Origin of the sequence: Saccharopolyspora sp. NPDC050642 (genome assembly GCF_040654735.1) — a bacterium.
Classification (GTDB): domain Bacteria; phylum Actinomycetota; class Actinomycetes; order Mycobacteriales; family Pseudonocardiaceae; genus Saccharopolyspora; species Saccharopolyspora elongata.
In genome coordinates this window covers 38,640-52,254 of the sequence record NZ_JBFAIN010000028.1, presented here as the reverse complement: position 1 = coordinate 52,254, position 13,615 = coordinate 38,640, and the positions used below count along the sequence as shown (strand labels likewise).

The 13,615-nt window shown below is 67.4% G+C and carries 9 protein-coding genes and 1 pseudogene; 4 read left to right on the top strand and 6 right to left on the bottom strand.

The window, feature by feature from the left end; all coding sequences use genetic code 11:
• Positions 1 to 191 precede the first annotated feature (191 nt).
• The 5 genes and pseudogenes from AB0H93_RS31675 to AB0H93_RS31655 form a co-directional block, all read right to left on the bottom strand.
• Positions 192 to 377, bottom strand: a pseudogene (locus AB0H93_RS31675) (integrase core domain-containing protein); the annotation flags it as partial.
• A gap of 337 nt (positions 378 to 714) precedes the next feature.
• Positions 715 to 1,137: an SRPBCC family protein gene (locus tag AB0H93_RS31670; RefSeq protein WP_358577507.1), complete on the bottom strand. Its 423-nt coding sequence runs from the start codon at positions 1,135 to 1,137 to the stop codon at positions 715 to 717.
• Between the two features lie 384 nt (positions 1,138 to 1,521).
• Positions 1,522 to 2,661, bottom strand: coding sequence for a mandelate racemase/muconate lactonizing enzyme family protein (locus AB0H93_RS31665; RefSeq protein ID WP_358577505.1), 1,140 nt, complete (start codon positions 2,659 to 2,661; stop codon positions 1,522 to 1,524).
• Positions 2,662 to 2,701: 40 nt separating this feature from the next.
• The gene (locus AB0H93_RS31660) at positions 2,702 to 4,327 is read right to left on the bottom strand and encodes an amidohydrolase family protein (RefSeq protein WP_358577502.1); all 1,626 of its coding nucleotides are present in this window, start codon (positions 4,325 to 4,327) and stop codon (positions 2,702 to 2,704) included.
• Positions 4,327 to 5,652: an MFS transporter gene (locus AB0H93_RS31655; RefSeq protein ID WP_358577500.1), complete on the bottom strand. Its 1,326-nt coding sequence runs from the start codon at positions 5,650 to 5,652 to the stop codon at positions 4,327 to 4,329. The genes AB0H93_RS31660 and AB0H93_RS31655 overlap by 1 nt, the downstream gene beginning before the upstream one ends.
• A gap of 116 nt (positions 5,653 to 5,768) precedes the next feature.
• On the opposite strand from AB0H93_RS31655, the gene AB0H93_RS31650 reads away from it, so the two are divergent.
• From AB0H93_RS31650 to AB0H93_RS31635, 4 genes are all read left to right on the top strand, one after another.
• A complete protein-coding gene (locus AB0H93_RS31650) occupies positions 5,769 to 6,410 on the top strand; it encodes a GntR family transcriptional regulator (RefSeq protein ID WP_358577497.1) in 642 nt (213 codons plus the stop codon).
• A 366-nt stretch (positions 6,411 to 6,776) separates the two neighbouring features.
• The gene (locus AB0H93_RS31645; RefSeq protein WP_358577495.1) at positions 6,777 to 7,127 is read left to right on the top strand and encodes a hypothetical protein; all 351 of its coding nucleotides are present in this window, start codon (positions 6,777 to 6,779) and stop codon (positions 7,125 to 7,127) included.
• Between the two features lie 397 nt (positions 7,128 to 7,524).
• Positions 7,525 to 8,886, top strand: coding sequence for a M20/M25/M40 family metallo-hydrolase (locus tag AB0H93_RS31640; RefSeq protein ID WP_358577493.1), 1,362 nt, complete (start codon positions 7,525 to 7,527; stop codon positions 8,884 to 8,886).
• A 16-nt stretch (positions 8,887 to 8,902) separates the two neighbouring features.
• Positions 8,903 to 10,561, top strand: coding sequence for a pyridoxal-dependent decarboxylase (locus AB0H93_RS31635; RefSeq protein WP_358577490.1), 1,659 nt, complete (start codon positions 8,903 to 8,905; stop codon positions 10,559 to 10,561).
• Positions 10,562 to 10,860: 299 nt separating this feature from the next.
• On the opposite strand, the gene AB0H93_RS31630 is transcribed toward AB0H93_RS31635, so the two are convergent.
• Complete coding sequence (locus AB0H93_RS31630; RefSeq protein ID WP_358577488.1) at positions 10,861 to 13,299, bottom strand: SdrD B-like domain-containing protein; 2,439 nt, start codon at positions 13,297 to 13,299, stop codon at positions 10,861 to 10,863.
• Positions 13,300 to 13,615 lie beyond the last annotated feature (316 nt).

The window sequence follows — 13,615 nt, the reverse complement described above, 5'->3', positions numbered from 1 at the left end:
GGCTCGCCGCATCCAAGGACAACTGCCTCGACATACCTCAGCGAACGGCCAAAAGGGGCAGCGAATCGTCCCGGCAGGTCTGGAGACGTTTGCTCGTGTGATAGCTTGGCCGGTTTCCGGGCTGGGTGTTGATCGTAGAGGGCTTCTTCGAGTGCTGCGGGTAGTGTGTCGCCGCAGTACTCGTAGAGAGGGCGCCTGTGGTTGTACCAGTCGACCCATTCCGCGGTGGCGAACTCGACTTGTTCGGGAGTGCGCCACGGGCCACCTGGTTTGATCACTTCTGTCTTGCAGAGACCGTTGATAGTTTCGCCGAGGGCGTTGGCATACGACGACCCGACTGCGCCGACCGAGGGCTGGATCCCGGCTCCGACGAGCCGGGTCGGCGCTGCGGTGATGCGCCCGCAGCACCTTCGTTTCCCGGCTCACCGCAAGCGTTCCGGCATCGCACAGTCCGAAGTAGACCTTCTCGTCGTGCTCGAACTCCTCGTACAACCGACGGCTGCGGTGGGCCAGCGCGGCGATCCGGGCCGCGGCCCGCCACGATCGGCCGGGCCGCGAGGCGAGCCGAACCAACCTAACCAGATTGCCCCACCGATTCAACCGAAAACTTCAACCGCAAAAGGGAAACCGCCGCCATGCGGCGACGTTCGGGCACGTGCGGCTGCCCGATCGTCCTCCGAGGAAAGCCCCTGAAAGTCGGCTCCGGCGGGCGAATCAGTGATCCGGTGCTTCGCAGGTCCGCTTCAGGGCGGCGCCCTCGGCCTCGACGAACCGGCGGATGCGGCCCGCCATCACCGGCGCCAGCAGCAAGGCGAAACCGCCGGTGAAGTCGATCCGCAACCGCACTTCGCTGCCAGCGTCCGTGGCCTCGATCCGGTGCGTGGCGACCATCCGGCTGCCCCCGAATCGGGTCGCCCAGACGAACGAAGCGCCCGGTTCGAGCTCGACCACGGCCCAGACGGCGGCGGCGACCCCCGGCTGCTTGACCAGGAATCGGTGGCCGACCCGCAGTTCACCGTCCAGCGCCGCGATCGAGGTCGCAGTGGGTGTCCACTCGGGCCAGTTCAGCACGTCCGCCAGCACCGCCCACACCTCGGCTGGAGATGCGGCGATCGCCACGGTGGTCTCGTGTCGCATCACTGGCACCGTACCGCCGAACGACCACGTTCCGGCCGACTTCGCGAAACCTCGCCGCAGGGCCAGACGTCGCGCCTGCGCCGCGGGCGGCAGAGCAGTGGACGCGGGTGGCCGCGTGACCCGACGAGCGCGGGAGCCGACGCCGGAAGCGAAGAAGCGGTGCGCGGGAAGTATTTCCCGCGCACCGCTTCGCGCTCGCACCGTCAGACGGTGCGACCGTCGCCCACCGCGGTCGGCTCGGCTGCGGAGTCCTTGGCCCTTCGGACTTCGGACCGACCGGCGGGGTGTCTACTACCGCCACACCGGCTGGAGCACTCAACTAATCGGTCTCCACCAGAACCGGGGCGGTTCGTGCTCTCCTGTCTGATGTGCGGACCGGGCGCGTCATGCTGCGCCCAGCAGGTGGGCGGCGTCGGTGTACTGGGCGAGTTTGCCGGCGTCGAGGTCGATGCCGAGGCCGGGTTCGTCGGGGATGGCGAGCATGCCGTCGTCGTCGAGTTGCCAGGGCCGAGCGGTGATGTCGTCGATGTACGGCGATCCGGTGACGTACTCGACGAGGTCCGTGTCGGGCAGCGCGGACGCGAGCTGGAGATCGGTCGCGAGGCCGACGGCGGTGTTCCAGCCGTGCGGGATGAGCTTGACACCGTGGTCGTGGGCCGCCCAGCCGATGCGCCTCAGCTCGCTGGTGCCGCCGACCTTGGTGACGTCGGGCTGGACGATGTCGAGCGCGCCGGCCTCGATCCACGGGTGGAACGACTGCCGGCGGGTCAGCACCTCTCCCCCGGAGATCGCGACGGGGGCGAGGCGGCGCAGGTGGGTGTAGTCGTCGAGCGCGTCCGGAGGCAGGGGTTCCTCGAACCAGGCGACGTCGTAGTCGCGCAGCATGTGTGCGGTGCGCAGTGCCCACTTGTAGCCCTGGGCCCAAGCGCTGTCGCTGCCGCCGGCGTCGACCATGAGCATCGCGTCGGGACCGATGGCCTCGCGGGCGGCCGCGACGATGCGCTCGTCGAGGCGCTCATCGGCACGGCCGAACGGTCCCCAGCCGATCTTGAACGCCGTCCAGCCGGCGTTCCGCAGTTGGAGCAGGTGGTCGCGCAGCGGTTCGGGCTGGTCCATGAGCAGGGAGGCGTACGGGCGGACGCGCTCGCGATAGCGGCCGCCGAGGAGGCGGCCAACCGGTTGGCCGGTGACCTTGCCGAGGATGTCCCACAGCGCGGTGTCGATGCCGCTGATGGCGTGTGTGATCGATCCGCCACGCCCCATCCAGAACGTGGTGCGGTGCAGCCGTTCGCTGGTGCGCTCGGGCTCCAGCGCGTTGGAACCGATGATCAGGGGACGCAGCACCTCAAGCGCGCCTCGCACCAAGTTCTCGCTGGTGAAGACGCTGCCGATGCCGATCAATCCGTCCTCGGCGTGGACGGTGACGAGGGTGTGCACCACGTCGTCCTGCGTCAGCTCCTCTTGCCAGCCTCCTTCAGGCGTCGCGCCGCGCAGTCCGGTGGCCCTGACGTCGATGATCTTCACTGTCTTCCTTTTCGGGGTGTAGTGGTGTTCTGGTGCGTGGTCAGCTTCGCGGCAGGTACTGCCCTGCACGGGTGCCGAGGTGCTGTCCGTTGTGGACGACGAGCCGGCCGTTGACGATGACGTGGGGTACCCCAGCCGCGTAGCGCCCGGTGAACGCGAACGTGTCCTGGGCTGCGAGGGCCTTGAGATCGAGCACGGCGAGATCGGCGTGTGCCCCCACCTGGACGCGCCCACGCCCGTGCAGTGCGAAGCGGTCGGCGACCATCGAGGTCATCTTCCGCACTGCCTCCTCGAGGGTGAGGGTGCCGGCCTGCAGGACGTGGTGGGCGATGTAATGGGTGTGGCCGGTGAAGAAGAGCGGGTGGCGCGTGCGTTCGGCGAGAGGTCCGTCGGTGCGGCTGGTGAACCCGTCGACGCCGAGGCAGAACAGCGGATGGGCGATCGCCTCGGCGACGTGCTCGGGGGTGAACAATCGACCCATCAGCTGTACGGCGTGCATGTCCGCCCCGGCTGCCTGGAGGACATCGAAGAACGCGTCCCAGCAGTCCTGTCCCCGGAGCTCGGCGATCTGCGGGAAGGACAAGCCCTCCAGTTCCGGTGTCGCCGGACTGGTCGCGAGGACGACCCGGTCCCACTGGCCCTTGTGCACGAACCGCCAGTACCGGTCGCAATCGCCGCGCAGCCGGCCCCGAACCTCGGCGTCATCCAGTAGCCGTGCGGTCCGGGCAGGACCGTCGGCGAGAACCCATCCCGGCAGCAGGCCGGTGGCGAGGCCGATGCCGTGCGGGTAGGGGGTCATGTCGGCGAGCACGTCCATCCCTGCCTTCCGCTCGGCGGCGAGTCGGCCGACCGCGTCGTGCCAGGCATCCGGCGACGCGCCGGTGTCGTGGCGAACGTTGAGATGCGACAGCTGCGCACGAAGGTCGTTGCGCCGCGCGATGGCGAGGAACTCATCCACGGCGTCGAGGAGGTGGGCGTCGCGGTTGCGGATGTGGCTGGCGTATATGCCGTCGTACCGGGAGAGCGCGGCGGCGACGCCGGTGAGCTCATCGGTGGTCGCATCACGCCCGGAGCCGTACTCCAGGCCGCTCGACATCCCGAGCGCCCCCGCGTCCATCGCCTCCTCGAGGTGTCGGACCATCCGCGTGATGCCGTCAGCATCGGCGCCGGTACCGCGTACCTCGGCTGCATCGCGCAGAGCCGTGTGCCCAACGAACCACGCCAGGTTCTGAGACGTTCCCCCGCCGTGGCGATGCACGACGTCGAGCAGATCTGCGAAGCGGCGCCACGTGACCTCTCCGTCGTACCCGTACGCGCTCAGCGCGTTGCGGGCTGCATCGACGCCGGCTGGAGGGACGGGTGCGTACGTGACGCCGCAGTTGCCGACGACCTCGGTCGTCACGCCCTGACGGATGGTGCTCTGGGCATCGCGGTTGCCGAGGACCGACCAGTCGCTGTGGCTGTGCGGGTCGATGAAGCCGGGGACAACGGTCAGCCCCGTGACATCGATGCGTTGCCCCGCCTCGGCGCGCAGGCCGCTCTCGACGGCGACTACTCGCCCGTCCTTGACAGCGACGTCGGCGACCCATGCGGGTGCGCCCGTGCCGTCGACGAGCTTCCCGCCGAGCAGGACGAGGTCGACGGCGGGAGCGATGACCGCGGGCATCAGCGGAGCTCCTGGTCGTGACGGTCGCGCACGCGGCTGAGGAAGGCGAGCGAGATCAGCGCCCCGAAGGTGAGGTAGAACGCTGGGGCGACGTCGACACCGGTCGATGTCGCGAGGAACGTGTTCACGAAGGGCGCGGTGCCACCGAAGACCGCCACGCCGATGTTGTACGAGCTGGAGAACGCGGTCGAACGGACCCGAGTGGGGAACAACTCGATGAACATCGCTGCCATCGGGCCCGAGACCGTGGCGAACAAGGCGACGAAGACGACCTGGCCGAGGAGGGCACCGGCGATGGTGCCGCTGGCGACGAGCGCGAAGACCGGGTAGGTGCCGAGCGCGAAGAGCGCCATGGCGCCCATCATCAGCTTCTTTCGTCCGACACGGTCGGACAGGGCACCCGCTGCGATGATCAGCGGCACTTCGATCAGCAGAGCTACGACGTTGGTCGTCAGGGCGTCCGCCAGCGGAAGGGCGTCGATACCGGCCAGGAACGCCGGGAAACTGGTCGCCGTGTACCCGTAGAGGGTCACGCCGAAGACGATGCCGAGCACGAGCAGCCAGTTGCGGCGCGTTGGTGTTCGCCGCTCGTCGTCGGTGGCAGGGACATCGTTCGTCCCCTCCTGATCCGAGCGCACGTCTTCGCCGAGCTCTCGGTAGGCCGGGGACTCGTCGAGCTTGAGGCGGACGAACAGCCCGATCGCCGCGACGACGCCGCCGACGAGGAACGGGACGCGCCACCCCCACGCGTCGACTGTCTGCTCAGGTACGACTCGGACGATGACGGTGGCAATGCCGGTCCCGAGCAGGAACCCGGTAACCGTCGATGCCTGCACGATGCCTGAGAACAACCCACGCCGGCCAGTGCGTGCGTGCTCGAGGAGATACGTCGCCCCGCCGGTCCACTCGGCGCCCACTGCCAGGCCCTGGATCATCCGCAACGCCACGAGCAGCGCCGGGGCGAGCAAACCGGCCGAGGCGTACGTCGGGAGCAGACCGATGAGCAGGCTCGAGACACCGACGATCACCATCGTCAGAGCGAGCATGCTCCGACGGCCGGCACGGTCGCCGAGACGACCGAAGAAGATCGCACCGAGAGGGCGGCACACGAACCCCACCGCATACGAGGCGAGGGCCACCAGCAGCGAGACCGTCGGATCGTCCGCCGGGAAGAAAAGGCGTCCGATGACAGCGGCCATCGCGCCGTAGATCGCGAAGTCGTACCACTCGAGCACCGTTCCCAGCACCGCCGCGGTCGTGACCTTGCCCGGTACTCGATGTCCGGTGTCCGTGCGCCTCTGCCGTGCTGATGTCCCTAGCTTCATTGCCCAGCCTCTCCACGGGACTCCCTGACGAGACGCTGACAGTAGGTCGCAAATGGCAGATGGTCAACCATCGGCCATCTGCTAGGCTGAGGCGCCCAACCAAGGAGTCCTGCACGATGTCGGCACTGCCTGCTTCGCCGCCCGAGTCAAGGCGCGACTGGATCCTGCGCAACCTGCGCGAACGCATCGCCTCGGGTGAACTCGCTGCCGGCGAAAGGCTCGTCGAGCGCGACATCTCCGCGCACTACGGAATCAGCCGGGGACCGGTCCGCGAAGCGATCATGGTCCTCGAACGAGAGGGTCTCGTCGTCTCGCACCCCTATCGCGGTGCCGTCGTCGCAGAGGTCCCCCAGACGGAGATCTCCGAGATTCTCGTGCCGATCCGTCTCGTCATCGAGAAAGTCGCGTTCCGCGATGCGGCGAAGGCGGGGAACGAGGAGCTCCGCGCCGCGCTCGAGGTGATCGTTCAGCAAATGGAATCAGCGGCCGACCCGCTCGACGCACGACGTCTCGCGGACCTCGATGTCGCGTTCCACGAGACCGTGATCGCGGCCATGCGGCACACGCAGTCGCTACAGATCTGGCGCACGATCCAGCCTCGGGTGCGGGCGTACTTCCTCCGCGACGCCCCGCACCACGACAGCCCGCACGCCGTGGTCGAACAGCATCGCGCACTCCTCGACGCCCTCGGCTCCGGCGACCCGCAACGCGCCGAGGCCGAGATCACCGAGCACATCGGCACCTACCTCGACGACTGACGATGCCGATCAAAAGGGTTACCGAGACGCCAGCGAGTGCGATCGTTGCGACCTGCCGATGACGAACGGCCGCAGCGCGCTGGCAGGGCGATTCTGCTGTGGACGGTTCAACGCCGTTCAGTGCAGTGCGATTCCGCCAAGACCTCCCGATCTCGTCACTCCCCCGCGACATTGAGGCCCAAGGCCCCGAGCCATGGCCGTGCGGACGGTGCCGCGGTCCGTCCGCTGCGGCAGGAGTTCGCGCGCCAATTCTGAACCGAGCCAGGGCTGGACAACACGGCCATCAAGCCTTCATCACGAGTCTCGCTCGGCCCCCACAATCGGCTGGTACCGCTGTCAGCTGCGCTGAGCCCATGCAGCTGGGCAGTGGTCCCCGATGCCTTCAGCGTCTTCGCGTTCGGCGGCGAGGCCGGCAAAGAAGCGCCGCGGCGTCGTGCCGCGACGCCGGACACCCGAGCTCGTCAAGCTTGCACGGACGACCCGATCTCAGCTCTCGGCCATCCGTGCGGCTCCCGGCTTGTCCAACGCGTTGATCGAATCGACAACACCAAGATCCGGCTGCTGACCTGCCTGGCCTTCGGGTTCAAACACCTGGAAGGACCGATCTCCCTCGCCCATGCGACGGCTACCGCCTCGAACTTCCCGACCGCACCCCACATAGATCAACAGAGCTTTTTCGTTTCACTGTCGGCCTTTTCGACGCTCGGCGGGAATTGATCACTCGTCTGCTGCTTGATCAACCATTCGTCGGAGTCGAGAGACACGGATCGTGAAATTACTTTGGGCTGAACGCGGGTTCTTGGCCACCGGGGAGTGAAGGTGTCCCGTTCCGGTCGCCAGCGGTTCCGCGGCTGTGGGATACAGGGGTCGTCCCCTTCGTCAACGTTCGAGAGGTCAGGGTGCGCGCGTTTCCCCATCCACCCCACGGCGAGCCGGTCGTCCACCGGCGCCGCGCACGGCAGCATCTAGTCCTCTGTGGACGATCACATTGACCGTGCGAAGCACCTGACCCGAGTCCCACCCCAGCCGGGGATCTTCCCAGAACGAACTGGTTCTCCGCCGCTCGCGCCACGCGCGGACGGCGTGGTCCCGTGCGTGCGACACGAGGAGTCCGATGGTCACCGACACCGCCACGACGTCCGGCGACACCGCGCTGAAGCAGAAGGTGTCGTCGCTCATGAGCACCCTGAAGTCCGACCTGTGCGACCTGGTCAGGATCAGGTCCACGGCGGGCGGCGCCACCACGGAAGCGGCCAACAAGGTCGTGTCACTGCTGAAGGGGGCCGGGGTCCGCGACGCCACGACCGTGCAAATCGGATCCGGCAGGGCACCACTGGTGCACGGCACGGTCACCGGCCGGGCGGGCAAGCCGACGGTCCTGCTCTACGCGCACTACGACGTGCAACCGGCCGGGTCGTGGAACGAGACGGAAGCCTTCACGCCCACGGAGGTGGACGGCCGCCTGCGGGGGCGTGGCGCGGCCGACGACAAGTCCGGGATCATGATGCACGTCGGCGCGCTGCGGGCATTCGACGAAAACCCGCCGGTGAACCTGGAGATCCTCATCGAGGGCGAGGAGGAGAGCGGTACCGGCTCACTGGAGGAGTACCTGGCGAAGCCGGAGAACAAGGACAGGTTCAAGGCCGACGCCTACGTCGTCGCCGACACCGGCGGTATCGCGGTCGGCCGTCCGGCGCTGACCGCCACGCTGCGCGGGATCGCCCAGGCCGACGTCACGGTGCGGACGCTCGACGCGCCCGTGCACTCGGGGATGTACGGCGGTCCGGCCCCGGACGCGTTCATGGCGTTGACACGCATCCTGGCGACGCTGCACGACGACAAGGGAGACGTGGCGGTCGAGGGCCTGCTCAGCAAGCCGTGGACCGGTGCCGACCATCCTGACGAGACGACCTACCGGCAGAACGCGGGTGTGCGCTGCGGCGTACCGCTGATCGGCACCGGGTCCGTGGCGCAACGGCTCTACTTCAAGCCGTCGATCAACGTGACCGGGCTCGACGGGGCTCCGCCACCCGTCCACCAGTCGCTCAACGCGCTGCAGTCCGAGGCCACCGCCCGCGTGAGCATCCGGCTGGTGCCGGGGCAGAAGCCCGCCGACGCGGTCGCGGCGCTGCGCAGGCACATCGACCAGCATCGCCCGTGGTTCCTGCCGGTCGAGGTGACCTACGCCGGTGGCGGCGAGGGCTTCGAGGCCCGGACCGACTCGACCACCTTCGCCAAGGCCCAGGCGGCGTTGCAGGAGGCGTACGGGCAGGACCCCACCACGCTCGGCCAAGGCGGCTCTATCCCGCTCGTCAACCTGCTCCAGGCCCGCAATCCCAACGCGCCGGTGCTGCTATGGGGCTGCGAGGAGCCCGCTGCCCGCATCCACGCACCCGGCGAGAGCGTCCACCTCGGCGAACTGGAGCGGATGACGCTCGCCCAGGCCCTGTTCCTCAAAGCCCTGTCCCAGCAGTGATCACGAGGAGGATGAGATGACCGCGCAGGAACCGCCCAAGCTGGACGACAAGTCGTTCGAGCTGTCCCGCAAGGGGCTCAGCGACAAGGAACGCACGGCCCGGCTCGGGGAGCTGAAGAAGTACCTGGACTACTACCAGGAGCACTTCCTCGGCTACCAGGTGAACCAGGACTTGCACGAGATCCGGGATGACCTGTCGCACTTCCTCGGCGTGCACACGAACAACATCGGCGATCCCTACGTCGACTCCAACCTCGCCACGCACACCAAGCCGCTGGAGAAGGCGGTGCTCAAGCGGTATGCGGAGCTGTGGGGCATCGGGCCGCACGACGCGTCCACCAGCGCGCAGGCGTGGAAGAGCGCGTGGGGCTATGTGCTGTCCATGGGCTCTTCCGAGGGCAACGTCTACGGGCTGCTCAACGCCCGGGACTACCTGTCCGGCAAGATCCTGCTCGCCAACCCCGGCGCGGACCCGGGTCTGCTCATGTCGCAGGCCGCGGTCAGCGCGCCCTACCTGGACACGCCGATCAAGCGGGCCAACGCATTGCAGCCGGTGGCGTTCTTCTCGCAGGACAGCCACTACTCGGTCGCCAAAGCCGCGCACACGCTCGCCATCCCGACCTTCGGTGAGGTCGGCAACAAGTACTACAGCGAGTTCCGCGAGTACGAGACCTGCGGTTACCAGGACTGCTGGCCCGCCGAGATCCCGTCCAACGAGGACGGCAGCATCAACGTCGAGCGGCTCGTGACCACTGTGGACTTCTTCGCCCGGCGGGGGCACCCGGTGCTGGTGGTCTGCAATCTGGGCACCACGTTCAAAGGCGCCTACGACAACGTGGGGCACATCGCCCAGCGCCTCCAGAAGGAAGTGTTCGACCACTACTCGATGGGCGAGCGGGAGTTCACCGTCAACACCAAGGGCGGCAAGCCGATCAAGGGCAAACGGCGGGCGTTCTGGATCCACGTGGACGGCGCGCTGGGCGCCTCCTACCTGCCGTACCTGAAGAAGGCGCATGACGCCGGTCTGCTGGACGGAGAGCAGGTCGACATCCCGGACTTCGACTTCCGCGTCGAGCAGGTCAGCTCCATCGTCACCAGCGGCCACAAGTACCCCGGATCACCGTGGGCGTGCGGGATCTACATGACGCGCCGCAAGTTCCAGATCCAGCCACCGCCGATGGCCGCCTACGTGGCCTCGCCGGACACTACGTTCGGCGGATCTCGCAACGGTTTCTCGCCCATCGTGCTGTGGAACCAGCTCGCCAAGCACCCCGAGGAGGAGCAGGTCCGCCGCATCGCCCAGAGCGTCAAGCTCGCCCGCCAGACCTACCACAAGCTCAAGGAACTCGGGAAGCAGCTCGGCAAGGACCTGCGCCCCGGCTACACGCCGGAAACGCTCAGCGTGCAGTTCCTGCAACCGAACAAGCACATCGTCCGCAAGTACTCGCTGGCGAGCGTCCCGATCGACGAGACGACCACGATGTGCCACATGTTCGTCATGCCGCACGTCACCGACGGCGGCGCGCTGAAGAACCTCCTGGAAGACCTGGAGACCGACGGCACGGCGTTCGAGCAGGACGGCACCGGGGGCCAGGCCTCGCCGCCCGTGGACTACCAGGCATCGGAGACCGCCGAATGGCAGGCACTGCTGGGCACCGACCGCGGGTTCATGTGACCCGCTGACCCCGGCCGGGGCGGGCCGCCCTGCTTCCGCCCCGGCCGCAAGCCCGCGGCTGTAGACCGTGTCGACGCTTTGGAACTCCGCGGCAGCTGCAGCATCGCATGTCCTGAGATCACGCAGCGACAGACCCGGCGCGCACCGAACAGAGCAGTTCGCCTGGCGCGGGCTGACCAAGTACGGGCCGTTCAGCCGCGACGAAGTAGGCCTCGTGGCTGCTCTCGTCGAGGCATCCGACAGGCATTGTCCGCCCGCCCGCGCTGTTCCGGATCGCAGGCGGGCAGACCACCCGTTTTTCAGCGTTGCTTGGCGCGACGCTTCCGGCTCACGAACACGAAGGCCGCGCCCGCACCGAGGAGCACTGCACCGAGGAAGATCATCTCTGCCAGGTTGGAAATACCGGTGGAGGCCAGCGAGCCCGGCCGCGTGTTGGATGGGGGCGGATTGGTAGGCATCGGGGGCGTCGGCGGCGTGGACGTCGGCGGCGTAGACGTCGGCGGCGTAGGCGTAGGCGTCGGCGGTGCCTGTGGGATGTACACCCCGGCGTCGATCGTGTGATCAACTCCTCCTGGGTTGGCAGGCGCGGTGACGGGTGCGTATCCGTTGCACAGCTGCCCGGTGGTCGGCGGGATCACGTTGGAGTCATGTACCCGGTCCTCACCAGCCGATGGGAGTGTGAACCGCAGCTCGGTTGCCGGCGGCTGGCTTGGCGCCTTGCTGGTGTTCGCGGTACACACGTCGAACTGCACCGTGTACTTCGCACCCGGCGTGAGCTCGTAGGCGGCGCCGACACCACCAAAGTAGTACTCGCCGGCGGCATCGGTCTTGGTCGTGGCGACCTGCTTACCGCTGGCGTCCAACAGGTTGATCGTCGCACCCGGCAGCGGTACCTGTCCGGGGTCCTGGATCCCGTTGTGGTCGCCGTCGAACCACACCAGGTTGCCGATCTGGATCGGCGCATTCGCCGCCGCATACGCGATATCGCCGAGCCCACCGGCCTTACCGAATCCGTTCTCCGCCTGACCGACGAACTGGTAGGCGTTGGCGGCCGGGTTGTTACCGGGACCCTCACCGGTCCTGATGTTGTGGTAACCGGTTCCGCTGGTTTCGATGTTGACGGTCGGGTCGAACTCCGTGCTGATGACCCATTGCTGCTGCGGAATGTAGGCCACGGAGCCTAGCGCGGTTTCCTGGTGCCCGGCGGAAAAGAATTCACCCGGGAAGTATTCGACGACACCATCGCCCTGCCCGCCGTCGGTGGCGGGTTTCGCGTGGTTGGGGCAGTTTCCGGTGCCTTCCCACGAGTATCCACCGGCGGGATTGGCGCAGGCCATGTTGATGTCACCACCGGACATGCCGAGTTCCGGGGTGTTGTTGCCCGGCCGAGGGTCCAGCCCCCTCGCACTGAGAACGTCCATGAACCGGTCGCGGAAACCCAGGATCATCGAACCGTCACGGGCGAAGGCGAGGCTGGCCAACTCCGGCTGCGGGTTGATGAAGGCGTTGCCCAGGCGCAACTCGTCCCAGGTCGACAGGTTGGTGTTCCACGGGTTCCAGTGGTTGCTCTGTTCCGCGCTCGGGCTACCGGTAAAGACGTCACCGCGCTCGGCAGTAAGCGGCTGGGTCAGCACCGTGCTGAATTGCTTGCCGTCGTAGGCGTAGACAACAGCCTTCAGGTCCGCCCGGTTCTGCGTGCTCTCCGCGGAGCACACGCCACCGACGTAGAGCGTGTTGTTGTGCGTTTCAAGCCCGAACGGCCGCCAGTCGGTGGGCGCCGCGCAGCCCGGGTCCGGGATCGGCACCGTCGCTTCGGGTACTGATGCGGTGGCCCCGGTCGCATCGAAGCTCACCAGGGTCCGCGTCAGCAGGTTCACCGCGTACAGGGTCGCGCCGTCCTCCGACAGGGCCAGGCTGCCGATGCTCTCTTTGCCCGGCGCGTTGGTGAACCCAGCGTCCTTGTTCATGTTGGCGGTGTCGTGCGGCGTCACCGTGGCGAATGGCACCTTCGCGAACAAGGTTGGCGCGCCCCCACCGTCGGCCGGCACGGTGTAGATCGCATCACCACCATCCGGCCCGTACGGGGCGTACCGCCGGGCGAACGCGCTCTGGAACAGCCGCTGCCGGTACCTGTCGTAGGCCAGCCCGAACGTCGTGCCCACCTGGGATTGCGTGGTGAGCGTGGTCGGACACGCCACGTCGCTGGGACACGTACCCCGGGTGTTCACCCCGAACGCCACCAATGCCCGGGTGTCGGTCCCACTAGCACCATTCTGGATCGGCACGAAATACCGCGAATCGGGCAGCGTGTAGTCGGCCGCATCCCAGACCCCGGTGATCACCGAGGCATTCTTGCCGCCTGACACGTCCACGAAGGTGGTGAAGCTGTCGAAGTGGTTCGCTGCGGTCGAGGCCGGCGCCGCCCGCAAATAATTGCTGTAGGGCGCCGGAACAGTGACGTCGACGCGGTACTGGCCGCCGGTCAGCACGGTCGACGGCGACACCACGACTTTTCCGGTGGTATCCGTGATGCCGGTGACGCGATGGCCGGCCGGGTCGGAAACATCAACCTTCATACCCTGCTGCGGCACGTCCATCGTCGTGTTGATCACGCCTGTGCCGAAGAAATCTCGCAGAACCTGAACCGTCAGTGTGCCGTCAATTGCCGAATCGTCGGCCGCCCAAGCCGTCCCCACAATCGGGCCCGTGGCGCTGCCTACCAGCAACAGAATGCTCAAGCCCAACCGCACCAGCCGCTTCCCGGCTGTCCGGCTCGATCCTCTTCCGGATCGGCTCATAGCTATCGCTGCCCCCTTGTCATGATGAACAAGCCCTCTTCGGGCTGAACAACCGCTTCATAGCCCAGGTGACAGCCGACCCCGAGAGATCATCCCGAACCGCTTTATATAACCAGAAAGCCGTGCGACTGCCAAGATGGGTGTTTTAGGGGCGCATCAGCGGACCTGTTAGCGTCGCGCCGCGTGCGGAGCATGAGAATCCGGCGAGGTCTCCCGCGGCGCGCGGCCGGCCGACGCCAATGGCTGCGGCCACGCT